Origin of the sequence: Fluviispira vulneris, from assembly GCF_014281055.1 — a bacterium.
In the GTDB taxonomy this organism is placed as follows: domain Bacteria; phylum Bdellovibrionota_B; class Oligoflexia; order Silvanigrellales; family Silvanigrellaceae; genus Silvanigrella; species Silvanigrella vulneris.
Genome location: NZ_JACRSE010000004.1, coordinates 115,807 through 139,017, shown reverse-complemented (window position 1 = coordinate 139,017; position 23,211 = coordinate 115,807). Strand labels below are relative to the sequence as shown.

The 23,211-nt window shown below is 35.0% G+C and carries 22 protein-coding genes; 17 read left to right on the top strand and 5 right to left on the bottom strand.

Annotated features, from left to right (window positions below):
* Positions 1-5 precede the first annotated feature (5 nt).
* The 4 genes from H7355_RS09910 to H7355_RS09895 are packed head-to-tail and all read left to right on the top strand — an operon-like array spanning position 6 to position 3,914.
* Positions 6-536 (top strand): NADH-quinone oxidoreductase subunit NuoE family protein, encoded by a 531-nt coding sequence (locus H7355_RS09910; RefSeq protein ID WP_186647038.1) that lies wholly within the window; start codon positions 6-8, stop codon positions 534-536.
* A gap of 9 nt (positions 537-545) precedes the next feature.
* Positions 546-1,838, top strand: coding sequence for an NADH-quinone oxidoreductase subunit NuoF (gene nuoF / locus H7355_RS09905; protein WP_186647036.1), 1,293 nt, complete (start codon positions 546-548; stop codon positions 1,836-1,838).
* A 5-nt stretch (positions 1,839-1,843) separates the two neighbouring features.
* Positions 1,844-3,313: a 2Fe-2S iron-sulfur cluster-binding protein gene (locus H7355_RS09900; protein ID WP_186647034.1), complete on the top strand. Its 1,470-nt coding sequence runs from the start codon at positions 1,844-1,846 to the stop codon at positions 3,311-3,313.
* Positions 3,314-3,323: 10 nt separating this feature from the next.
* Positions 3,324-3,914, top strand: a complete 591-nt coding sequence (locus H7355_RS09895) for a NuoI/complex I 23 kDa subunit family protein (protein WP_186647032.1) — start codon at positions 3,324-3,326, stop codon at positions 3,912-3,914.
* 103 nt (positions 3,915-4,017) lie between these two features.
* On the opposite strand, the gene H7355_RS09890 is transcribed toward H7355_RS09895, so the two are convergent.
* Positions 4,018-4,482 carry a hypothetical protein gene (locus H7355_RS09890; RefSeq protein WP_186647030.1) on the bottom strand — a complete coding sequence of 155 codons (465 nt, stop codon included), beginning with the start codon at positions 4,480-4,482 and terminating at the stop codon, positions 4,018-4,020.
* A 903-nt stretch (positions 4,483-5,385) separates the two neighbouring features.
* On the opposite strand from H7355_RS09890, the gene rpsF reads away from it, so the two are divergent.
* From rpsF to H7355_RS09870, 4 genes are all read left to right on the top strand, one after another.
* A complete protein-coding gene (rpsF, locus tag H7355_RS09885) occupies positions 5,386-5,805 on the top strand; it encodes a 30S ribosomal protein S6 (protein ID WP_186647028.1) in 420 nt (139 codons plus the stop codon).
* A 56-nt stretch (positions 5,806-5,861) separates the two neighbouring features.
* Complete coding sequence (locus tag H7355_RS09880; protein ID WP_186647026.1) at positions 5,862-7,217, top strand: hypothetical protein; 1,356 nt, start codon at positions 5,862-5,864, stop codon at positions 7,215-7,217.
* 58 nt (positions 7,218-7,275) lie between these two features.
* Entirely contained in the window at positions 7,276-7,722 is a 447-nt protein-coding gene (rplI, locus tag H7355_RS09875; protein WP_130610100.1) for a 50S ribosomal protein L9, read from the top strand.
* A gap of 120 nt (positions 7,723-7,842) precedes the next feature.
* Entirely contained in the window at positions 7,843-8,634 is a 792-nt protein-coding gene (locus tag H7355_RS09870; protein WP_186647024.1) for a tetratricopeptide repeat protein, read from the top strand.
* A gap of 45 nt (positions 8,635-8,679) precedes the next feature.
* Here H7355_RS09870 and H7355_RS09865 read toward each other — a convergent pair whose 3' ends face one another.
* Together H7355_RS09865 and lnt are read right to left on the bottom strand one after the other, a co-directional pair.
* Positions 8,680-9,963 carry an AAA family ATPase gene (locus H7355_RS09865; protein WP_186647022.1) on the bottom strand — a complete coding sequence of 428 codons (1,284 nt, stop codon included), beginning with the start codon at positions 9,961-9,963 and terminating at the stop codon, positions 8,680-8,682.
* Complete coding sequence (lnt, locus tag H7355_RS09860) at positions 9,950-11,653, bottom strand: apolipoprotein N-acyltransferase (RefSeq protein ID WP_186647020.1); 1,704 nt, start codon at positions 11,651-11,653, stop codon at positions 9,950-9,952. The genes H7355_RS09865 and lnt overlap by 14 nt, the downstream gene beginning before the upstream one ends.
* A 28-nt stretch (positions 11,654-11,681) precedes the next feature.
* On the opposite strand from lnt, the gene H7355_RS09855 reads away from it, so the two are divergent.
* The 7 genes from H7355_RS09855 (at position 11,682) to H7355_RS09825 (ending at position 18,287) form a co-directional block, all read left to right on the top strand.
* On the top strand, positions 11,682-13,022 hold the full coding sequence (locus tag H7355_RS09855; RefSeq protein WP_186647018.1) for a DUF1573 domain-containing protein: 1,341 nt from the start codon (positions 11,682-11,684) through the stop codon (positions 13,020-13,022).
* A complete protein-coding gene (locus H7355_RS09850; protein WP_186647016.1) occupies positions 13,019-13,156 on the top strand; it encodes a hypothetical protein in 138 nt (45 codons plus the stop codon). The genes H7355_RS09855 and H7355_RS09850 overlap by 4 nt, the downstream gene beginning before the upstream one ends.
* A 10-nt stretch (positions 13,157-13,166) precedes the next feature.
* The gene (locus H7355_RS09845) at positions 13,167-13,826 is read left to right on the top strand and encodes a hypothetical protein (RefSeq protein WP_186647014.1); all 660 of its coding nucleotides are present in this window, start codon (positions 13,167-13,169) and stop codon (positions 13,824-13,826) included.
* A 2-nt stretch (positions 13,827-13,828) separates the two neighbouring features.
* The gene (locus tag H7355_RS09840; protein WP_186647012.1) at positions 13,829-14,245 is read left to right on the top strand and encodes a VOC family protein; all 417 of its coding nucleotides are present in this window, start codon (positions 13,829-13,831) and stop codon (positions 14,243-14,245) included.
* Positions 14,238-15,443: a signal recognition particle-docking protein FtsY gene (gene ftsY, locus H7355_RS09835; RefSeq protein ID WP_222435694.1), complete on the top strand. Its 1,206-nt coding sequence runs from the start codon at positions 14,238-14,240 to the stop codon at positions 15,441-15,443. Before H7355_RS09840 ends, ftsY begins: the two co-directional genes overlap by 8 nt.
* Positions 15,444-15,616: 173 nt before the next feature.
* A complete protein-coding gene (locus H7355_RS09830; RefSeq protein WP_186647010.1) occupies positions 15,617-17,368 on the top strand; it encodes a DUF2079 domain-containing protein in 1,752 nt (583 codons plus the stop codon).
* A 22-nt stretch (positions 17,369-17,390) separates the two neighbouring features.
* Entirely contained in the window at positions 17,391-18,287 is an 897-nt protein-coding gene (locus H7355_RS09825) for a transporter substrate-binding domain-containing protein (protein WP_186647008.1), read from the top strand.
* 9 nt (positions 18,288-18,296) lie between these two features.
* Here H7355_RS09825 and H7355_RS09820 read toward each other — a convergent pair whose 3' ends face one another.
* Positions 18,297-19,445: a 3,4-dihydroxy-2-butanone-4-phosphate synthase gene (locus tag H7355_RS09820; protein ID WP_186647007.1), complete on the bottom strand. Its 1,149-nt coding sequence runs from the start codon at positions 19,443-19,445 to the stop codon at positions 18,297-18,299.
* A 146-nt stretch (positions 19,446-19,591) separates the two neighbouring features.
* Between H7355_RS09820 and H7355_RS09815 the strand changes: the two genes are divergently transcribed.
* The gene (locus H7355_RS09815; RefSeq protein ID WP_186647005.1) at positions 19,592-20,335 is read left to right on the top strand and encodes a TerC family protein; all 744 of its coding nucleotides are present in this window, start codon (positions 19,592-19,594) and stop codon (positions 20,333-20,335) included.
* A 69-nt stretch (positions 20,336-20,404) separates the two neighbouring features.
* On the opposite strand, the gene trmFO is transcribed toward H7355_RS09815, so the two are convergent.
* Positions 20,405-21,871, bottom strand: a complete 1,467-nt coding sequence (trmFO, locus tag H7355_RS09810) for a methylenetetrahydrofolate--tRNA-(uracil(54)-C(5))-methyltransferase (FADH(2)-oxidizing) TrmFO (RefSeq protein ID WP_186647003.1) — start codon at positions 21,869-21,871, stop codon at positions 20,405-20,407.
* Positions 21,872-22,041: 170 nt separating this feature from the next.
* Between trmFO and rfaD the strand changes: the two genes are divergently transcribed.
* Positions 22,042-23,124 carry an ADP-glyceromanno-heptose 6-epimerase gene (gene rfaD / locus H7355_RS09805; RefSeq protein WP_186647001.1) on the top strand — a complete coding sequence of 361 codons (1,083 nt, stop codon included), beginning with the start codon at positions 22,042-22,044 and terminating at the stop codon, positions 23,122-23,124.
* Positions 23,125-23,211 lie beyond the last annotated feature (87 nt).

Sequence of the window (23,211 nt, the reverse complement as noted above, 5' to 3'; positions counted from 1 at the left end):
TCTATATGCCAATTTTTTCACCAGAACTTACTAAAACCATTGAAGGTTTTCTAACTCGTTACGAAACAAAACGTTCGAGTATTTTACCTATTTTGCATGCGATTCAAGATGAAAAAGACTGGATTTCAGATGAAGATATCGATGCGCTTGAAAAGAACTTTGGCCTTTCTGCCGTCGATGTCAGAGAAGTTCTGACCTTCTATACTATGTATAGAAAATCTCCGCCTAAGCCTTACCGATTTGAAGTTTGTAAGAGTATTTCTTGCTGGCTGATGGGCGCAAACGATACGATTAAAACTTTACGCCATGAAATAGAAAAAGCAGAAAAGGAAGGACGTCCGCTGCCATTTGAAATTCATGGTGTAGAGTGTTTAGGGCAGTGTGGATATGCACCGTCTACTTTAATAAATAAAGATCGCCATAACAACGTTACACCTGAGAAAGCTTTGCAACTTTTAAAAGAGTACAGTGCAAAAGAATTGCCAAAAGCAGCAGTTCTTTGTGCTGCTAATTTAGCTGCAAAAGCGCAAAAATAAGGAGACTCCATGCCAGTTATTAAGAACGAATATCAAGGGCGTAAACCTGATGAATTTCGTATTTTGCTTGGTCTTGAAGGGCATCCTGATTCAAGAAATATCAAAACATATATTGAAAAAAGCAATGGCTATAAAGCACTCGAGAAAGTTCTCAAAGGCGGAATGAGCTCAGAAGATGTTATAAACACTGTGAAAGCATCGGGTTTACGGGGCCGCGGTGGAGCAGGATTCCCTACGGGTCTTAAGTGGAGTTTTGTGCCAAAAGGACCAGGGGAAAAATATCTGATTACAAACTTCGATGAAGGTGAGCCTGGGACTTATAAGGATTGTTATATTTCTGAAGTCACACCTCATTCTCTTGTTGAAGGAAAAATAATTGCATCTTATGCAATTGGTGCACAGAAAAGTTACATATATATTCGTGGAGAATTCCACAATGAAATCCGTTGGTGCCAAGAAGCTATTAAAGAAGCTTACGCAGCAGGCTACTTAGGAGAAAACATCATGGGATCGGGTTTCACCCATCATATGGATGTTTATTCAGGGGCAGGAGCTTATATCTGTGGTGAAGAAACGGGTCTTATTTCTTCTTTAGAAGGAAAAAAAGGCCAGCCCAAATTAAAGCCTCCTTTTCCAGCTATCAAAGGTTATCTTGGCAAGCCGACTGTTGTGAATAACGTTGAATCTTTAGCAGTAGTGCCATGGATTATTAACAACGGCCCAGATGCGTATAAAAAGTTTGGTACAGAAAAATCACCAGGGACAAAGTTATTTAATGTCAGTGGACCTATCGCAAGACCTGGTTGCTATGAACTTCCTTTAGGCTATCCTCTTATGCGCTTTATCAACGAAGACTGCGGGGGGCTCATTGGCGGTAAAAAACTAAAAGCAATTATTCCGGGGGGCTCCTCAGCTCCTGCTTTGACAGCAAAAGAATGTGAAAACTTAACTCTTGACTATGAAGCCATTGCAGGAGCGGGCTCCATGCTTGGCTCCGGAGCTATCATTGTCATACCTGAAGATGTCAGCATGGTATCTGTTCTTGAGAATTTAATGGATTTTTATGCGCATGAATCCTGTGGGCAATGCACACCTTGTCGTGAAGGAACGGGTTGGCTGTATAAAATTTCAAAACATATTTTAAAGGGCAAAGGGACAAAGACGGATATGGATCGAATGTATTCAATTGCAAATAACATGCGTGGGAAAACAATTTGTGTTCTTTCCGACGCTGCTGCCGATCCTGCTCGTGCCATTGTTACTAAATTTGCACATGAATTCGAACCATATCTTAAAGGGTAAAAAAAATGTCAGAAACTGTTACGCTAACAATTGATGGCAAGGAAGTCACTGTTCCAAAAGGGACTTCTATCATTGAAGCAACAGAAATTTTAGGAGTTGAAATTCCAAGATTTTGTTGGCATCCCGGCCTTTCTGTGGCAGGGGTTTGTCGCTTTTGTATGGTCAAAATTGAAGGTATGCCCAAGCTACAGATTGCGTGCAATACAGCATGCACAGAAGGCATGAAAGTCATCACAGTGAGCGATGAAGTCAAAGATGCGCATAAATGGGCACTTGAATTCCATCTTATCAATCACCCACTCGATTGCCCTATCTGTGATCAAGCCGGTGAGTGTGAGTTACAAAATTATTATATGAAAGTTGGGCGCTATTCTTCTCAAATGGATGAAGATAAAGTACTTAAACCCAAAGCTCTCGATGTTGGGGACAATCTTGTTCTTGATACAGAACGTTGTATTTTATGCTCACGTTGTGTGCGCTTTGAAGATGAAGTCACCAAAACAAGCGCTCTCGGTATTTTCAACCGTGGTGATCACTCAGTGATTGGTACATTTCCAAATAGAAAAATCCAACACAATTATAGTTATAATATTGTTGATATCTGTCCTGTGGGCGCATTTACTGCAAAAGATTTTCGCTTTAAATGTCGTGTTTGGTTTCTTAACGAAACAAAAACAATTTGTCCTGGCTGCTCTACTGGTTGTAACGTTACTTTATATGAGCATAAAAACCAAAGACAATATTATCGCTTAAAACCAAGAAAAAATTTAGAAGTAAATGGCCATTGGATGTGTGATGAAGGCAGAACAATGTATGAACATTTAAATGCCACAAATCGTCTTGCAGCACCTATCATGCAAGGGAAGCATTTATCTTGGAATTTAATCAGTAAAGAATTAAAACAAAAGCTTGAGAAAGTTAAAGGTAATGCAGCAAAAGTGGCATTGGTATTAACTCCTCAGTACACCAATGAAGAATATGAAAATATTTTGTCGTCACTCAGTTCTATTTTAGGTGGTTTACCAAATATTTTTGTTTGGCGTGATAGCAATGAACGAGTTGACGATTTTGATGGAATATTAATGCGTGGTGATCGCAATGCGAATTCAAAAGGTCTTGCACAAATTCTAGAAAAGAAAGCTGCTCAAGCTGTTCATTTAAGTGGGGATTTTTCTCCTCTTGCCTCTGCGAGCGCAGAATTGGTTATCGTTTTTGGACCGGAAATCGAAAAAGCGTATTCACAATTTGCAACAGAAGTTTCGCGCTTTGCTGAAATGGCAAATGTTGTTTATTTTGGTACGACCTTAAATCCAATCGCTAAAAAGTTTTCACTGACGATTCCTACAAAAGTTTTTGCCGAAAAAAATGGAACCTTTGTCAACTTTAAAGGAATTCCGCAAAAGCTAAAAGCGAATCCACTTGTTTTCCCTGCTATGAAGGGAATTGAAGACATTTTTGCAGAAATGAAAGCGTGAGGCATTGACAATGGGATATATTAACGTTTCAAAAGACCCAGAAAAAAGCCTAAAAAATGGTTATTTGTCTACAACTTTGCTTGGTCTTGGACAGACAATTTCCGTTTTTGCAAAACAGCTTTTTAAGTTAGAAGAGTCTGTCACGATTCAATGGCCAGAAGTCGAATATAAGTATTCTGAGCGTTTTAAAGGTGCGCATTTTTTAACAAAAAGGCCAGACGGACAAGTTCGTTGTACAGCTTGTTTTTTATGTGCCACCAATTGCCCTGCACAATGTATAAATATTGTTGCGGGACAAGCAAAAGACAATGGTATTGAAAAATATCCAGTACGTTTTGAAATAGATATTTTGCGCTGTGTATTTTGTGGTTTTTGCGAAGAAGCATGTCCTGTTGATGCAATTCGACTTGGACCAGAATATTCTATGGCAGGTTTACCTGAACAAAAGTGGGTTTACACCAAAGATTATTTATTAAATAGAGATGAAATAAAAAAACAAGTAGGAGCTAAACAGGTTTCGAAAAAAGAAGAAAATACCAAAGATGCTTCTGTTATAAGTTCTCTGCCGAATATTCATCGTCATTCTGGCGATGGTCATTAATATTTAAAGTATAATTAAATACTGTAATTCATTCTGTGTTTAATTATACTTATTTTAAATAATTTACCTTCAAAAAATAGACTTCTAAATTTTAATATCTTTTTTAATGAGTGATGATTTTATGATTATATTTTTCTGGGAATTCTCTAAACCAAAGGTTTAGAGTTTCTTCTCCTAGTTTATCATATATATAGCCATATAATTCAGAAAGTTTTGTTTCAATATCAGAATCTTTGTTATCATTATCTATTACGGGGATATGATGAATGTATCTTCCAAAATATTCCTCACAAAAGGAATGATAATATTTAGTAAATAAAATAAAATTATGCCACTTTTCGTCTATTATAATTGAGTCTGAGTATATAAATAGATTAAAATTTATTTTCTCATCAATAATAGATTCATTGTAAAGCGAAAGCCATTTTAATGTTTCAGTAAAAATTTCTTCAGATTCTTTAAAGCTTATGCTTGGATTTTCTTGGATGAATCTTTCAATTATTTTTTTATTATAATATTTTAAAACTTCAGAAAGGCTTTTCCTTTTGTAATTAATATTTTTTAACATTTTAATCTCTAAATAAATAATAAACGTGTCAAGATAATAGAATATATGATTTATATATTACTTGTGATGAGTTATATTAAGAAAAGAATACTATATCATTTCATATGAAGGCATAAGTCGATACCACAACATGTAATTTTGTTATTTTTTTCTAATACCAATTTTCTTTCTTCCACTGGCTTTCTAATAAATTCTGATTTTATAGTTACCATTCGGAAATCCTTTCATTAATTTGAGCTTATAGAGGCTCATTGAGTTTAAAAAGTAACAAAACAAAAATCAAATCGTGGAAATGAAAAATGAAAGCTTATGATTGAGAAATATAATCCTTACATTTCATATATCTAAACATTGAAGTTTGTATTCAAGGGGGAGAATTAGGTTTGCGAGAGTCATTCAGTTTCCAAAAGCCAAGACCGATTTTTGTCTCTATACACTAGATGCTGTTGTTGAACACGATTTTTAATGTAGGTGTTTAGAGTGATGAATACTCGTCCCAAAAGGAGCGAGAGTGTGTCCTCGTTTTGTTCAAGAGCGCAGCTATTCATTTGTTTAATATATTGATATATTTAGTAAATTTTCTTCTATATAAAAAGCATGGCGCAATTTTTAAAATTAATTTTACTTTCAATGAGTCCAAGACGGAGCGTTTTCGTTCGTTGAGCAAAATCAGGAAAAATACGAATATCTTCAGTTAGATACGATATGATATCACGAATACTTGCTTCTACTTCCAGATTGCTAAAATAAAATCAAGTCGAAATAAATCCAAAACATAATGCTCTATTCAAAATAGACTTGAAAAAAGTAAGAAATAAAGTTAGGGGAGATACTTCGACCAAACTCCTTGCTCCTCATGTCTGGGGCTCAAGTTTTAGTTGCGCGATCCATAAGGAGAATTCTATGCGTGAATATGAAGCAATGATCATTGCAAAGGCTGATTTGCCTGAAGCTGAACTATCCAAGATGGTTTCCAAATGGGAGGCTATTATTGGAACTGACGGTGGACAAGTTGTCAAAAAAGACACTTGGGGTGTACGCCGCCTTGCTTATCCAATTAATAAGCAAAATCGTGGAAACTACTTCGTTTATGACGTAGCGACCAATCAAGCAAATATCCACGAGCTTGAACGTGTTTTAAAACTCGAAGAAAATGTTCTTCGTTCCATGGTTATCAAACTTGCAGACAATGTAAATGTTGAAAATCGTCGTTTAGAGCTTCAGCAACAAGCAGAAGCTGCTGCACAAAGAGCTGCAGAAGCTGCTCGTGAAAAAGCTGAATCTGAATCATTAGGTGCTCGTAGAGGCCGTGACGACGAATAATTATTGCGAGATATGTTTCGTTTTCAAGGCTTTTTTAGCCGAAATGAGAGGTTTTCATGGCGCAAAAGTTTAGCAACCCACAAGGGTCAAGTTCAAGTCAAAACAACAATGCTCCTGTAAAAAAAATTACGCCAGCTTTGTTTTTTTCTGGGATCTTTGTAGCTATTAGCTTTATCGTTATGCTGATTCCTCTTGCTCTCTTTAATGTTGCACAGGTAGCAGCCATGTTAGGCAAAAGAATTGCTCTTTTCTTAATGACAGCTGTTGCTGGTTCTTTTTTTCTCTTTGGTTATTTATTTTCAAATATAAATATAATAGCTATGGGGTTTTTTGTTATTCTTGCGATACCTTTTTTCATGGCAGCCATCTGTTTTCGTGAAAAAAGAAAACATTGGCTCTATGCGGCCTCTGTTTTATTTCTCCCAGCAGTTCTGTTCTTTGGCTGTATTTGTTTTACACCTGTCAAGCTGATTGAACAAAATGGAGAAATAAAAAGCGAATTGCAGATGAGTATCGAGCAAAAGAAAGAAGAGCTGCAAGCGGAGATCGCTGGTAGAAAACCAACTGCTGGTGAGATTCAACTGAGTGCAAAATACGATCAACTCTCAGAACAAATCACTCAAATCATTTCTATGCCAGAAGTGAAAAAATTTATTGAATATAACTCTTGGCAAAGAATAGCTTATTTTGTTTATGGAGCAATGGCGTCCACTTTCTTAATTGGATTGTTGACTTCCTTTGCTAATGTTGTTTTTGTTGATTTTGGTTATGAGCAAATAGAAAGATTGCGATCTGTGGTAAATTATATCCGTAGAAATCCATCATCTTTTTCGTCTCAAATCGTTTCTGTCCTTTTTTCTATGCCTATGGTTAGAGCAAATAGACTGGAAACACCAATTTATATCAATCATCATTCTTCACAAAGTGTGCAGATGGAAACGGATGGGCAAAAAAATTCGTTTCTGCGAACACTTTGGAAACCTTTGAAGCCAAAAAACACAATTCTATGGCAAGGATATGCCTTTCAATATGAGGGCAAAAGCGCGTGGGATCTAAGAAACTTTTCTTTACCACTGCCACTTGCACTTTTTGCTGTCGCTTTTATTGGAACTATAGCGTTTTGGTATGGAAACCTTGATTCTATCATTGCATCCTTTGGGCAAGGGAGCTATGCCCCCGTGCTCGCAGTCCTCAGTGCTTTATCATTTGTCATTTTGACTATTGTAGCATTGCAAGGGATGTTTACAGTCTACAAAAGATTATCAACTCTGTTGATTCTCATTTTAGTGTCTGTGTTTTTTATTCTGAGTTCAAAAATATTTTTTGGACCTTATGCAATTCTAGCAGTATTTGGTGCTGTTGGATTGTTTGATTATGTGTATGATTGGCGCGGAAGAAAGCTTAAATCTTAAGTTCATTCTGTGTTTTTCTAAATGAATTTGGTTTTTAATATACAAGAGGGTTATTATTATGCTCGTACTTTTGCAAGCAAATGTACCAAACTTAGGTCATATTGGTGACCTTGTTAAAGTAAAGTCAGGATATGCTAGAAATTTTCTTTTTCCACGTGAACTCGCTGTTTTAGCGGATGAAAGAAATAAAAAATTGCTTGAGCACCAACGTCGCCAAGCTGAAATGAAGAAGCAAAAAGAACTTGCTGCTGCAACTGAACTTGCTGCAACAATCAGTGCTCTTTCTTTAACTATTCAAAAACCAGTTGGTGAAGAAGATAAAATCTTTGGAACAGTTACAACTCAAGAACTTGCAGATGCATTCCGCGCTGCGGGCCATGAAATTGATCGCCGTATGATTACAATCATCGATGAAATCAAGCTTGTAGGTGTTTATAAAGGCTCTGTTAAGCTTCATCCAGAAGTTTCTGCTCAATTCAATATTTGGGTTGTTGCGCAAAACTAAAATTTATCCTTTTGTTATCAATTGGTTATTTTTTTTAAAGACAGGTGAGAATCTCTCATCTGTTTTTTTTTGTCAGTTTTTATTTTTAAGTTCTGATGAATAGTTTCCGATTTTCCTTTTATGAAACATTTAAAAGATGCACGAAATCTATTGGAGCAAGGTGATTCAGGAGCGGCGATGGAGATTATTGAAAATCTTCTTGCTCTTTCTCCTAGGAACATGGAAGCGTTGAGAATGAAATCTTTTATTCTTGATTCTTGGGGGAGGTTTGATGAGTCCTTAGCTATCCTGCATTCTTTAGGAAAAATGGCTTCTGAGGATGAACCTTTTGAAGATTTAGATAGACGAATGGAAGAAGAGCGTGAATCTCTTATTTACAGTCGCCTTACGCCTGAGGGCAGATGGTATTTTCAATTCTCACCCCTGCAAATGCTTGTTTCCTTATTTGGATTGATGGGGTGTTTTTTATTTCTAATTACAAGTCCAACATATTTTGATAGTCCAGGATCTTCACTAGGACTTGCTCTATCTTTTGTTACGTTGGTATTGTTACCTTGGATAGTTTTATTGTCTTTGAATTTTAAAGGTGTAAAGAAAATATTGGTAGGCCTAGCTGGAATTCATGTTTTTTATGGGGTTAAGAAAATATCCTACACATGGGAGCAAATGGGTTCAGTCGTTATTGAATATGATACAAACTTAAATACGGACTATTTACGTATGATTGTTTATTCGAAATCAACACGAGAGGCTCTTCTTAATTTCGATATTTCTAGGGGAAATAGTGTGATACGGGCAAGAAGACATTTTGTTAGACTTGTTCTAAGTTATATCGATACTGTGAGTTATGTTCCAAGAGGAAAAGCTACTGATTTTGATCGCAGCAATAATAAAACAAATACTGCTGCTTAATTATTTTGTATTTTGTCCATATAATTACTTTAGATTTTATTTGTTTTAAAAATTGTCTATTTTACTTGGTTTTTTCCAGAGCTCTGCCAAGCGATTTTTAAGCCTTAATTCTGTTCCATAATCAGAAGGTAAATATGCAGCAACTCTCTCCTTTTGTTTTATCCTAGAAATTTCTTTTGGCAAATAATCGAAGTAAACAAAAGAATTTTCGAAATTGTGAGGGTATTTGTATTGATTTTTACCTTTTATTGTTATTTCATTGGGTGGTTGCAATGAATAACCATTTTCTTCTGCTTGAATACGCCATTTTCTCACTCTTTCGATTGCAAGATATGCTTTGTTACTTTTCATTGTACTTGCTAAATAAGTAACAACTTGAGCCAAAGGAATTCTGCCTTCAGGCATGCCTACACATTCAATAGCTTTGTATGCATTTACTGCTAAAGAAAGTGCCTGTGGATCTGCATTGCCAACATCTTCACTGGCAAAAATCACACAGCGTCTGGCGATAAAAATAGGATCTTCTCCTTTATCAAGTGCTGTAATAGCATAAAATAGAGCTGCGTCAGGATCACTTCCGCGCATACTTTTAATCATAGCGCTGATAAAATCGTAATGATTTTTATTCGTAAATGCTTTTAAAGAGTTTTTAAATATATCATTTTCTTCTTCTTCATTATTACAATATATAATATTCTCAAATAAGTTTAAGGCAAAGCGCAAATCACCCCCGCTCATTTGCGAAATTTTTGGGATAAATTGTTCCTTTACTTTAATTTCATCAACAAATTTATTCTGAAAATCGTTATCATTATTTTTTAGGAAATCGTATCCATGCAATAAACCTTGAGAGATTTCTTGTTCGTTTAATGGTGAGATATAAATACTTCTTACCCGGCTTAAAATAGGCGGAGAAAGTTCCGTTGTAGGGGATTCTGTAGTCGCTCCGATGATCCAAGCTTCAGAATATTCAAGAATAGGGAGAAGAATATCTTGTTGATTTCGACTGAGGCGATGTATTTCATCTATAAAAATAAGAGCACCTGGGTGTTTTTCAACAGCATTTTTTATCTCTTTTACCCCATCACGCACGGCTGATAAGGTAACAAAGGGAATGCCAGAATCTTCACCAAGCATACGAGCTAAAGTGGTCTTTCCAGAGCCAGGAGGTCCCCATAATATAATATGGAATTTGTGTGAATTACGCCATTGCTGAAGATCTCGCTCCCAAATTTTTTTTGCAGAACCTAATAAATAATTTTGTTTTGCTAATGATGGTCTTAATCTTTCAGACAAAAGTCCTTTTTCTTTTTTATCAGCGATTATCATATGCGCTCTTGTTTGCTGCTATAAAAAGCCAAATAAGTGATATAAGTCCTAATATAATGAGTGGCCAATTAGAAAACATTGTATAAACTGTCATTTCATTTGAAATAGGAACATCTACAAATCCAGTTTCTTGTGTTAAAAGTGGAGTTGGCTGTAAGATAACTCGACCTAAAGGATCGAAAGCCATTGTAGGTCCTGTGTTTGAAACCATCACAAGACTGCGTGCATTTTCAATGGATCTAAACTTATTGAGTATACTAAATTCAAGCCCTGCATTGCTTTTTACCATCCAAACAAAATTGGCTTGATTGACAAAAATGCTTGCCTTGCCTTTTAAGGTTTCGAGGCGAGGAAGATTTGGATCAATAGAGTCAAAGCAAATGAGAGGTGCTACGAAATCTTTTTCTGTATAAGCTAATGCATCATAGCTTGTCCCAATTTCAACTTTACTCGCATTTTCAAAAATATTTCTATAATAAATACCAAGTTTTGGAAAATATTTTTCGAAAGGAACTGACTCGCCAAAAGGCATGGGTACCCATTTGTCAAAGTCTTTGCTCTTTGAACCATCAGGACGAATAAGAAAAGATGAAGACCAAACCCGAGCTTTTTCATAACCAACTTTTTTAAGATCCGCTTTATCCCACTTTGTAGCTTGCACTAAAATTGGCACTTGAACTGATGCTGAAAATTGTTTTGTTGCTGTAATTTCAGCATTATCTAAAGTATAGAAACTATGTGTTCCACTCTCAGGCCAAATAATAAGGTCGGGTTTTCTTCCATCTTTTGCAATTGATTTTTGCACTGCTTCACGGCTCATTTCAAGTAATCTTGATAAGCTTTGCTGTTGTGAAGTTAAAGAGGGAAGTGGAGCAGAAGCAATAGAGTTAAATGTAAAATTTGGTTGAACAAAAGCAATACGGGTTGATTTTGCATTTACTAACGACTCGTTTATATTATTTATGCGGAAATATCCAAAAGTAAAAATAATTCCCCATATCAATAAATTAATACATGTTGTAGAGATAAGTAAACTTTTATTTTTAGAAAACTTTAGCAGCGCATCGGATAAGGTAAGGCTTGTATAAAAAATAAAAAATGAAATAATATTAAATCCGAAGACGCTGGATATTTGATTTATTTGTGTTTCAGAGTGCATTAAACTGCCAAAAGTCCAATTAAAGAATCTAGGTGCTATGATTTCAAAAAGTGTCATCGTCATCGCGATTGCAATAATTGGAAGTTTTTTATTACTATATTTGGATTCAAGCCATGTTTGCAAAATAAGTGGTGAAAATAAAAATGGAAAATAAAGTGAAGTGAATACAGAAATGGCAATATAGAGCGGGTATGCAAAATAAGGTTTTAAAGTGCTAAAATATATTATGGGCTGTGAAATCCAGAAAAATGCAATAAGCTGTAAAACAAAGCCAAAAAACCAAATGGCAAAAAATGCGCTGAAAGCACGTTTTCTTGGACTGATTTGGGCAAAATGTTTTTTTAAATTTGAGTGTTCTGAATATTTTCTTGGGAGTGTTTTTATAGAAAGTATGAGTGGAATCAGTGCAAAAGGAATAATTGCTCCAATTCCGAGCACTGGGAAGTCATAACCAGGAAATCCCATAGAAACGAGAATTGCGCTTAAAATGAGGGCAAAATACTTTAGAAAACTTGATTTTATTGATACCATGAACACTTCTTATTTTAGGGGTTTGGACTTGAGCTGTAAAAAAGATTATACCAAAGCGGGTGGCAAGATAACATGTGAAAATAGGGATCACAACATGTGTTTTTCTAAAAGAGTCAGATTTTTCTTATTGAGAATTTTTTGTGTCTTTATTTTTTATCAAGTTTCCTTTTCTGCAAATGCAATAGAACCAACGATCGACCTCAACTTACAAGGACAAGTTCCTCGCGTTGAGTTCGACTCGACACGCTTTGACTTCGGTGAAATTTATCGAGGGCAAAAAGTGAGTCATATGTATCGTTTTCAAAACACAGGAAATGGAACGCTTGTTTTTAGCAGTGTACATGCAGCATGCGGTTGTATAAATACTAAAATATATTCAAAAGATGGAAGCACAATAAAAAATGTTTTTAAATCTGGTGAGAGCGGTTACGTTAATGCTGAATTTAACTCAAGAGATTTTTCAGGTAATATAGTGAGAACGATAACTCTGGAAACGAATATGGGATCATCTTCTCCCACAGTTACTTTAACCATTACTGCAAATGTTTTACAAGAATTAACCGCTGTTCCAACACTTTTATATGTCGGAAAAATTCAAGGAGATATTCCTAAATCATTTTTATTAAATATGAATTTAATATCACGTGGAAAACCTTATACTGCAAAAGAAGGTATGAATTATATAGACACAGCAAAATCAGATGTAGAAGCAACATCTTTTTCGAGTCAAGTAAAAGAAAATATTTTAGCCGATAATGAACCATTCAAAATCATTGCTGTTGAATCCAGTGCTCCTTTTATAAAGGTTAAATTACTGCCTCAAACATCTGCACACACTGCGCAAATTTCAGTGCAAATTGATGACAAATCAATCCCAATTGGCCCCATAAGTGCAAAAATAAAAGTTTGGAATAATTCGTTCTATTATAAAGATTATGAAATTCCAGTTATTGGCGAATCTGTAGGCCATGTACAAGTTTCAGCAAAATATGTTGAATTTGGAGTTGTAAATGAATTGAGACCCTCAGAGCGTGTTATTACCTTTAAATCTTTAGATAAAAACTTTACAGTCACAGGTGTCAAGGTGGAGTTAAAAAAACTCCCAGAATTGAAAAGTTTAAAAGATTCAGAGTTATTTGAAATAAGAAAAGACAAACTCTCACCAACAAGTGCAGCGAGTGATGGGAGCAATCACTCGTCTTTCGTCGTTTCATTTAAGCTTCATTATCCAAAAAAGCGCGATGAATTTAATGAAGTCGATGGGTCTCCTGGGGTCAATGTTTCTGGATTTTTTGTTGTCAAAACCAATGATCCCGATTACAAAGAGATTACTGTGCCGTTTTTTGGCGTGCTAAGGAAAGAGCCATGACAGAGCAAATGATCAAGATACATAATGCTGCACAAATTCCATCTATTTATATTGATGGAGGAATTATTGCAGGTTTATTTTTTACTATTTTAGGTTTGGTGTTTATAATCTATAGCTCCAAGAAGATAAATTAAGAGGTTTAAAGTGGGTATTTTTGACAAGTTTTTTTCTTCACAACCAAAATCATATGATAAATATGGTGATGTCCTTAAAAAAGCAATGACAACAAAAGAGCAACGTTTAGAGGCAATAGAAGCTCTCGAAAATATTGCTCCTGAACAATCCGTTCCGCAACTGTTAAAGCGGTTTGAACTTTCTGTTGATTCTGGCATTATAGACAATCGTGAAAAAGAAAAATGTCTAAATATCATTGTAAGTCATGGAGAAAAAGCAAAGGAATTCGTTAAAAAAACTATAGAGACTCAAAGAAGGATCTCATGGCCGATTAAAATTGCTGAGAAAATTTTCTCACATGATGAATATGTAGATCTTTTAATTAAAAATTTAGCAACAGATATAGCGGTTTTTGATGAATCTGTTCTTGAACGAAATGAAGAAATTATGCTTGCACTTAAAGAAGTAAAAGGTAAAGAAGAATTAATCGTTAATAAAGTAACTGAATTCTTAAATAGCCGGGATGAAAATTTAAAAATGGCGGCTCTTGAATGTTTAGAGGAACAAGCTAAACAAAATGAAAAAGCAAAAGAAATAATTTTAAATTTATCTCATCAAGCCATTACGGATGAAAATTCTAGATTTATTGGAGTAGTTAACTCTATTATTCAAACACATAAGTGGTCTTAAATATGTCAGTTAATACTCCGTGGATAAAAGGAATTGGTCATCTCGCTATCATTATAGATGACCTTGAGAAAGGTAAGTGGTTTTTTGGTGAGGTTTTGCAATCGAGCTTCTATATGTATAAAGGTGAACAGATTATGGTTGAAATGGGATCATCTGTTTTCGTTGCTAAACTTGCAAAAGATGCGGTAGACAAGACAAGACAAGTGGGGCAATTTGGAAAACAAGTTCTCGATCACTATGGTTTCCAAGCAGATTCACCATTACAAGTCGATGCATTTTGTCAGAGAATACAAAGTTTTCAATTGGAAATAGTTCGAGAACCACACGATCGTTTTGATGGTCGTGCATTTTATTTCCGAGATCCTTTTGGGAATCTTGTAGAGTATTTTTGGTATAATAGGAAAAAAGAACATGAATGATATGTCAGGCGATCATTTTATGATTGCTGCAAGTGTAGTTGTCACTATACTTGCTATTTTATTTATTACAAATTTAATTTTAAATCGTAAAAAATCTTCACCAAAATCACTTCCGAAAGAATCTATTCGGGAAAGTCTAATTGAGCTAACAGAACGGAAAAAGCAAGAAGTTCCCTTAGCCCAAAAATCTCAAGAACAAACTCAGGCAGTCGTGCCTGAACAACCTATTAAAGTTGTTGTTGATGAAAAGAAATGGTTTGATCGTTTAAAGGGTGGATTAAGAAAAACTCATTCTCAAATTGTAAATGGTCTAGATGAATTTTTTACTTCGAAAAGTGATAAGGTAACACGAGATCAAACTCTTGAACATCTTTTTGAAATTCTTATACAGGCAGATATTGGTGTAAAAACTTCCGATCTTTTAGTTGAAAAAGTTAAAAGTAGATTAACTAAAGAAGATTATTCTGACCCAAGTAAGTTTAAAAGTATTTTAAAGGAAGAAATATTTAATATTTTATCATCTACGAAAGCTAATCCTAAAGGTGAAATTGAAAAACCTATGCTCAGTCTTTCGGAAAATAAATTACCACATATTGTTTTGATGGTAGGGGTGAATGGCGTTGGAAAGACGACAACAACTGGAAAACTTGCGTATAAAGCACATTTAAGAGGACAAAAAGTTGTTATTGGTGCTGCCGATACATTTCGTGCTGCTGCCATTGAACAGTTATCTGTCTGGGCTGAGCGTTCTAAGGCTCATATGATTCGTTTAAAAGAAGGAGCAGATCCCGCTTCTGTAGCATTTGAAACGGTTAAAAAGGCATCTGAAACGAATGCCGATGTATGTCTAATTGACACAGCTGGCAGATTGCAAAATAGACAGGATCTCATGCAAGAACTTGCTAAAATAGGTAGAGTCGTCGCAAAAGAAAATCCAGATGCTCCTCATGAAGTTCTTCTCGTTCTCGATGCCACAACCGGACAAAATGCTTTGCAACAAGCAAAAGTCTTCCGTGATGTCGTAAATATTACAGGTCTCGTGCTGACAAAACTTGATGGCACAGCCAAAGGTGGGATTGCTATCGCAATTGCAGCTGAATTGGGATTGCCTATACGCTATGTTGGTGTTGGTGAATCTGTTGAGGATCTTGAAATATTTGAAGCCCATGAATTTGTCAGTGCATTGTTTACTGAGTAACAAATCCTCTACTTTTTAATAAAAATTATAAAATATATATTTTAAATAATTTAAATAAAAATGAAAAAATCAAAATTTGATTTTTTTTTTGCCTTATTATAGATTTAATTATCTTAAAAAGATTATGAGAGTTGTAGTGTATAAAAATTTACAAAATTTTTTAGAAGGTTTAAATGAATATAGAGTTCCGTGTTTTTCTGAATAAAGAAAGATTTTCCCTGATTGGAGTTGTCATTGTTTCGCTTCTTGTGATCTTTGCAATTGTTCCAAACTCTTTTGCTATTTCGCTTGTAGGAGCAATTTTTAGTTTGTTATGGTTGATCTTTAGGAAATCTGAACGGAACATATTCGCTGAATTTGGAGATAAAAGATTTTTAATTGCATTTTTTGGATTTGCAACTCTTGTTGCTATCGCCGCTTGTTTGCATGCATATGCTAGAATGCACTCGCCAGGATTCGATCTTTCTTGGTTCGCGCAAGCCATATCGAATGTTAAGTTTGGTGAGTTATTAAGAACGACTTCTGAACTTCGTAATCATTACTTGCTTACACATTGGGAACCTATTTTATTCACAGCCGTGCCTTTGACTTATGTTTTTTCAGGAGCAGTATCCATTGTTTTATGGCAAGCCATTGCTTTACTTCTTGGAGCATTGGCTGCTTGGAAAATTTCTTCGTTTTTATTTTTGAATTCTCGATTACCAGTTTTGCGTTACTTAACAACAATTTTATTTATTGTTTCCTGGATTAATGTAAATCCAATCCAGTTTGATGCGCATCCGCCAGTGTTTGGTACGCTTCTTTTTATACCGTGGATTTTTTATTGTATTATATCGGATAAAAGCAAATATATTTCTTTTATTTTGCTATTTTTTCTTCTACAGTGTAGCGAAATATTTTTTTCTATTGCACCAGTGTATTTCATTTACTACATTTTAAAAGATAAAGTTTCAAATATACGAGTATTAGTTTCAGTATTTTTATACATAGCTGGCTTTCTTCTCATTGGTTCATTTCAAAGATATTTTGGCCCATGGCTCACAGGAGAGACGTTTCGCTTTGGTGATAGATTTGCCAATGTAGGAGGGGATGGAATAGGTATATTGCAAACTTTTTTTCGAGATCCAATCTTGGTAATTTCACAATTATTTTCTGTTGAAAAAATAAAAACTTTTTTAAAAATCTTTTTCTATTGTGGGCCATTTGCTTTTCTAGCAGTTTTTTCGAAAAAATATCGACTTATTGCCATTTGTGTTTCATTTGGATGTCTTGCTTATTTTATTCAAGCTGGACTCAGTGGTGGAATGATGGTTTCGACAAATACTCATTATATTTCAAGTCTAGGAACTCAGTGGTGGATCTTAACTGTGCTTGGAATTTATTATTTAAGCATTGAATTTAGCTCTAAAAATATTTTACTAAATAAAAGCGTAAACTTTGTTTTCAGCAATAAAAAAATTATTCCATTTTTTATGATTTTATTTTTTCTAAATACATCTGAGTGGAGAAAAAGTTTGCTCTATCCAATTAGAGGCTTAATTGAAAGAGAAAAGGTAAATAAAGAAGTTCGGAACTTCTTAACAACTATACCAAGAGAAAAGGGAGTTATGCTCAATGGCACTGAGTGGCTTTGCCCATTGGCGGCAAATGAACGGAAGTGGTTGTTATGCGAAGGTTTAGTAGAAAGTGTATTAACAAAAATGCCTCTCGATGTTGTCGTAGCAAATAAAGATAGCTTAAAAAGTACTTATGAATCTTTTTCAGAGCATTTTAAAGAAATGGAAAATGGAAAAATAATAAAAGCATTGATCACTCAAGAACCAAATACAGTTGGATGGGAAAAAGTTGGAGATTACAAGCAAGCTGATTTGTTATACTCTTCACGTAAGACTACATATTACTATACAATTTGGAAAAAAATATAATAATTAAATATAAGGATTTTTTATGTTTTTAAGATTATTATATAAGATATCTGTTATTTTTTTTATGTTTTATTTGAATAATTATTCAAATGCACAAATGCTTATTCATCATAATTTATCAGCTTCGCAAAATGATTCAAGTTTAAGTTATGAACTGGCATTGCTAACTCTTTTATTAGAAAAATCGACAGATAAATATGGAAGTTTTCAACTTATAAAAGCCGAGGCTTCTTCGCAGTCAAGAGCCTTTTTAGAGTTGAAAAATAATTCACAAAATATTGATGTCATTGCAACTATGACGTCAATATCAAGAGAAGAAGATGCTGAACCTATTAGAATCTGCATTTTTAAAGGATTATTAGGGGTTAGAATTCCAATGGTATTAACAGAAAATAATGAAAAATTTGAAAATATTAAAACTGCAAAAGAACTGCAAAAAGTTTCAATAGGACAGGTTTTTGATTGGCCAGATACAGAAATTCTTCTGAAGAATAATATGAATGTAATTAAAGCAACTTCATATCCAGTGCTTTATCCTATGCTAAAATCTCGTCGTTTTGATCTTTTTCCTTTGGGAGCACTCGAAGTATTTCCAATTGCAGAGAGTCATGCAAAAGAGTTTGGGTTAACCGTGATTAAAAAATGGGCTATGGTATATCCCACTGGCTATTATTTTTTTGTTAGTAAACTGAATAAAAAACTACAACAAAGATTAAAATATGGGTTTGAGAAAATTTTGCAAGATGGTTCATTTGAAAATATTTTTAATAAATTTAACGCTCAATATTTGCAGACAGCAAACTTGAACAATCGAAAGTTGATTTTCTTAAAAAATCCTTTATTGCCAAAGAAAACACCGATTGAAAATGAGAAATTATGGTATCCATTAATTTGGCAAGGTATAAGATCTATAAATTAAATGTAATTTTTAAATATTTTGCAAGGAAATAATAGCGTTCAAAAACATATAATCTTCAGGCACAATATATTTTAATTTGCTTAATTTTTTCTCATCCAAAGTATTTAAGTTGAAGCTTTTATTTAAAAATTGCATAGATCTGAGTATACTTACTGAGCGACGAACAGAACATTTTGTTTTTTTCAATCCTTCTTTACCGCTCATATCAGAAAATTCTTTTACAGAGTGCGGAACAATTTCTAAACAATTTTCATGAGAAAAGAGTGAAATTTCAGCTGAACAAGACTCTCTTGGAATTCCATTGTCCCAAGTATAAACGGAGTTTGTGATCGATATTCTAATGTTTTCTATGGATAATTCTTTTTTATAAATACTTAAAGTCGTTGGCAGAGTTATATTTTCTTCTAGACCTGCTTGTAAAATATAAACTGATATTGGTTTCAAATTTTTATCTTTGCAATCAAATTGCTCGCTTTTTAGGAATTTGCTTTCATCGTTTTCGTGAAATAAAATTTTACTCCAAAGGATATCTACTGTTGAAATAAAGGGAAGATTGTGAAAAACGCATTCTCGATTTTCTTTGTGTGCAAGAGTGTGTGGATCAATAGCGTCGCCGTCATCGCCAAGCACTTCACACATTGCAGCCGCGTAAGGAAGCTTTGTCATTTGGCAAAGCTCATACAGAGCCTCTGTGTGTCCAGCGCGCGCTAAAAGCCCACCCGACATTGCACGGACAGGAAAAACATGGCCAGGTGAGATAAAGTCAGACATTTTGCTATTAGGCTTAGCCATAAGTGAAATGGTCAATGCTCTATCTTTTGCGGAAATTCCATTTGTAATTCCCTCTTTGGCATCAACAGACACAGTGAAATTTGTATTTGCAATTCCGCCAGGGAGTTTGGGTGAAGTGCTAAAACCCAAATTGTCAGCCAATTCATGTCCTAATGAAACACACAATAAACCACGGGCATATTTTATTGCAAAGTTAACATTTTGGGGTGTTGCTCCCTTTGCATGAAAGACGAGATCGGCTTCATTTTCACGGAGACCATCATCGCCCACTAATATAAGTTGGCCTTCTTGGAATGCGAGTAAGGCTTTTTTTAATTTGTTTTTTATTGCAACTAGCTCCGATGAATATTGATTATCAACAAGCATCTTTCAGCCCTCCCTTTACAGATCAGTTGAAAAGAGTGATAGTAATCGCATTTCAAAGGTTTTTGGTCAAGCCTTGCTTTATCAGAGCTATTTCGTTAAATGTGAGTGTATTAAATGCTATATTTTTTATGAAAGAGGAGGCTTCCTTGTTTGAATTTAATTGGGCACAAGTCGTAATAATTATTAACCTAGTAATATTAGAAGGACTTTTAAGCTTTGACAACGCTTTAGCGCTCGCAGCTCTTGTCAGGAAAAAGTTGAAAGATGTTAAACTACAAAAAAAAGCACTTGTTTGGGGACTATGGGGTGCCTACACAATGCGTGTGGGAATTATTTTTGTAGGTGTTTGGCTTATGCAATATGAATGGGTAAAAGCCTTAGCAGGTATTTATCTTGTTTATTTAGCGATTCATGAACTCTTTTTTCATAAAAAAGGAGTGGAAACCCATGAAACCGATTTAAGTGATATTAAAAATACTGCACTCAAATCCTCTTCGCGTGTTTTCGTTATGACAATTCTTCAAGTTGAACTTATGGATTTGATGTTTTCGATCGACTCAATTGCCGTTGCATTAGCTATTTCTGATGTTAAATGGGTCTTAATTACCGGAGCCGTGCTCGGTGTTTTGATGATGCGTATTGCTGCTCAATTCTTTATTAAACTCATCGATAAATTTCCAATCCTCGAAAAAACAGCATTTGTATTGGTTGGTTTTGCCGGAGTCAATGTACTGCTTAAATTAAAAGATCTAAATTTAGGTTTCATGTATTTGACTATAGATAAACATATCCCTGAAAATATATTTTTATCAATGATGGTAGGAATACTTATAGGAGCAATGATTTTAAATAAATTATTTCCTAAAAAGTTTTCTCATAAAACGAATTAACTTACATTTTATTATGTATGTTAATTCGTTTTATTTTAATGGAAACAGTTAAATATTTTAAATAGATTATTACAAACAGTTTAATTCTGTTTCTTTAAGCCAGGCGCTAAAAAGATCTTCTGAACGGCAAGCCATTAATTCTCTTTTTACAGATTTATCAAGTTTCTTTAATTTTATAATATTTTGTGGATTTGTTGAATATTTGTTTATGTCTTCTTTGCTTAAGTCATTATATAATCCCCAGTGAATATTCATTGGGGAAAATCTTTTTGTTTCACCATATATGCAATACCGTGCAAGACAGCCGAGCGAAGTATTTGCGGGAGGGCAGGTAAGAGCACGGTTGTGTTTTAATTTTTGTCCAATCACATGTGCTATGTAAACACCCATTGCTGAGCTTTCTAAATAGCCCTCGACTCCCATTATTTGCCCTGCTAAGTAGAATCGATTGTCTGCTTTTAAGGTAAAATCTTCGTTTAAAATATTTGGTGATACCAAATAAGTGTTGCGGTGCATGCTGCCCATGCGAAAGAATTCAACGTTTGCAAGACCAGGTAATGTGCGCAAAATTTCTTTTTGTGCGCCCCAGGTCAAGCGCGTTTGAAAACCAACCATATTCCAAGCGGAGTCACCCATTTTTTCTTTGCGCAATTGCACCACAGCATAAGGCATGCGACCCGTGCGAGGATCGTCTAAACCCCGAGGTTTCATAGGGCCAAAGGCAAGCGTACGAGGTCCTCTTTCTGCAAGAACTTCAATGGGTTGGCAGCCATTAAAGTATTTTGGTTCTTCAAACTCTTTGTGTGGAACCTTTGCGCCTGCACAGACTTTTTCAACAAATGAATAATACTCTTCTTTGTTTAACGGAATATTTAAATAATGTCCTTCTTCTTCCTCATCTTCGATAGGAGGAAGACCATCGGTCAGAGCTTTTTCCTGCGCCTGTTTCTTTTCAAAGGCATGCGTCCGTGTTTGTCTATTTGCGAGAAAGGCGATGGAGTGATCGATGGTATCGCCATCTAGGATGGGTGCTATTGCATCGTAAAAATAGAGTTCCTCCGTGCCTGTCATGTTTCGCAGATCATTTGCTAAACTATCATCCGTCAAAGGGCCAGTTGCTATCACAACAGCTGCAAAATCGGAGTGTTCGAAAACATCACTCGCTTTTTCCACAATGCAATCAACAATCTTGAGATTTTTATGCTGTTTGAGTTTATCAGTTATTGTCTGAGAAAAAAGCTCTCTATCAACGGCAAGAGTTTCTCCAGCAGGTACCTCAGCATTTTTTGCTGATGGGATGACAATGCTGCCCAATTGCTCGATTTCGCATTTTAAGGTGCCAGCTGGGTTCAAGCGACTTTTTGACTTTAAACTATTAGAACAGACAAGTTCTGCAAATAAATGCGGAGATATTTGTGCAGGAGTTGTTTTTTTAGCTTTCATTTCGAATAAAGTGACTTGAATTCCATATTTCTCTGCCAGAACCCAAGCGCACTCGCTTCCAGCTAAACCAGCTCCAATCACAGCAACTTTCATGTAAAAATTCCTTTTCTTTTTAGTTTTAACTCTTTTTCAGTAGGATTTTTATTTTCTAAAAGCACCCTATTTATGCTAAACCCCTCTGCAGAGGGAAAAGCTTGACTGCTTTTTCAATGAGCATATGTTAAGCTCAATTGCCAATTCTCTTTACCCTTATTGGAGCAAATATGCCACTTTTTGTTGTTACGGGCGCAAATGGATTTATTGGAACAAATGTTGTGGAAAGATTACTGACGGCAGCTCCCGAAGAACTTGGTTTTGCCAAAGAGCACACTGTCCGCTTTTCAAACTTTGATAATAAAGTGCAAGAAAAAGGCTGTTCTGTGATCGCAACCGATATGTCAGATTCAATGAATAGGCTCAATGCACGTCGGTTTTTAGGGTCAGTCCGCTATCAATATGTTGACTATGAAAATCTTATTTCCCATTTAAATAAACTGGATCGCAAACCAGATATGGTTATTCATAATGGTGCTTGTTCTTCTACCACAGAAACAAATCCAGATATATTTCAAAAACTGAACTTAGGTTACTCGCAAATTTTGTGGGAATATTGTGCTAAAAATGACATTCCATTTATTTATGCCTCAAGCGCTGCAACCTATGGCGATGGGAGATATGGTTTTTCCGACAAAAAAGAAGATTGCGAAAAATATGCTTCTTTAAATTTATATGGAAAGTCAAAACTTGATTTTGATCTTTGGGCATTAAAACAAAAAACAACTCCACAAACTTGGTTTGGACTTCGTTACTTTAACGTCTTTGGTCAATTTGAATCACACAAAGCGGGTCAGGCAAGCATGGTTTATCATGGTTATAATCAAGCTGTGAGAACTGGAAAAATAAAATTATTTGAAAGCAATTCTCGAGAGTATGCGCATGGAGAACAACTCAGAGATTTTGTTTATATCGATGATTTAGTAGATATCACAATGGATCTTATTCGTATTTGCATGGCTAGAAAAGAAAATAAATCATCGCATGTCATTTCTGAGAATGGATTATTTTTAAATATCGGGCGTGGCGTTGCTGAAAGTTGGAACAATCTTGCACGGGAAGTTTTTTCAGCCCTTTCACTTCAAGAATCCATTGAATATATTCCTATGCCTGATAATATCATAAGACAGTATCAGAACTACACTTGCGCAGATCTTTCAACTTTGCGGTCTTTAGGAATTCAGCATGAGTTTAGAAGTTTAAAAACAGGTGTAACGAAATACGTACAAAAGCATTTAATGCGAGGTCAATAAAACAAGCTTCCTCAAAATAAAAATTGAGAATGTTTACATTGCTGCGCATGTAGATTATAAATAATTCATATTGGAATTGTTTTTTTC

Coding starts and splice junctions, on each gene's coding strand:
- H7355_RS09910 (WP_186647038.1), top strand. CDS start 6: ATGCCAATTTTTTCACCAGAACTTACTAAAACCATTGAAGGTTTTCTA.
- nuoF (WP_186647036.1), top strand. CDS start 546: ATGCCAGTTATTAAGAACGAATATCAAGGGCGTAAACCTGATGAATTT.
- H7355_RS09900 (WP_186647034.1), top strand. CDS start 1,844: ATGTCAGAAACTGTTACGCTAACAATTGATGGCAAGGAAGTCACTGTT.
- H7355_RS09895 (WP_186647032.1), top strand. CDS start 3,324: ATGGGATATATTAACGTTTCAAAAGACCCAGAAAAAAGCCTAAAAAAT.
- H7355_RS09890 (WP_186647030.1), bottom strand. CDS start 4,482: ATGTTAAAAAATATTAATTACAAAAGGAAAAGCCTTTCTGAAGTTTTA.
- rpsF (WP_186647028.1), top strand. CDS start 5,386: ATGCGTGAATATGAAGCAATGATCATTGCAAAGGCTGATTTGCCTGAA.
- H7355_RS09880 (WP_186647026.1), top strand. CDS start 5,862: ATGGCGCAAAAGTTTAGCAACCCACAAGGGTCAAGTTCAAGTCAAAAC.
- rplI (WP_130610100.1), top strand. CDS start 7,276: ATGCTCGTACTTTTGCAAGCAAATGTACCAAACTTAGGTCATATTGGT.
- H7355_RS09870 (WP_186647024.1), top strand. CDS start 7,843: ATGAAACATTTAAAAGATGCACGAAATCTATTGGAGCAAGGTGATTCA.
- H7355_RS09865 (WP_186647022.1), bottom strand. CDS start 9,963: ATGATAATCGCTGATAAAAAAGAAAAAGGACTTTTGTCTGAAAGATTA.
- lnt (WP_186647020.1), bottom strand. CDS start 11,653: ATGGTATCAATAAAATCAAGTTTTCTAAAGTATTTTGCCCTCATTTTA.
- H7355_RS09850 (WP_186647016.1), top strand. CDS start 13,019: ATGACAGAGCAAATGATCAAGATACATAATGCTGCACAAATTCCATCT.
- H7355_RS09840 (WP_186647012.1), top strand. CDS start 13,829: ATGTCAGTTAATACTCCGTGGATAAAAGGAATTGGTCATCTCGCTATC.
- ftsY (WP_222435694.1), top strand. CDS start 14,238: ATGAATGATATGTCAGGCGATCATTTTATGATTGCTGCAAGTGTAGTT.
- H7355_RS09830 (WP_186647010.1), top strand. CDS start 15,617: ATGAATATAGAGTTCCGTGTTTTTCTGAATAAAGAAAGATTTTCCCTG.
- H7355_RS09825 (WP_186647008.1), top strand. CDS start 17,391: ATGTTTTTAAGATTATTATATAAGATATCTGTTATTTTTTTTATGTTT.
- H7355_RS09820 (WP_186647007.1), bottom strand. CDS start 19,445: ATGCTTGTTGATAATCAATATTCATCGGAGCTAGTTGCAATAAAAAAC.
- trmFO (WP_186647003.1), bottom strand. CDS start 21,871: ATGAAAGTTGCTGTGATTGGAGCTGGTTTAGCTGGAAGCGAGTGCGCT.
- rfaD (WP_186647001.1), top strand. CDS start 22,042: ATGCCACTTTTTGTTGTTACGGGCGCAAATGGATTTATTGGAACAAAT.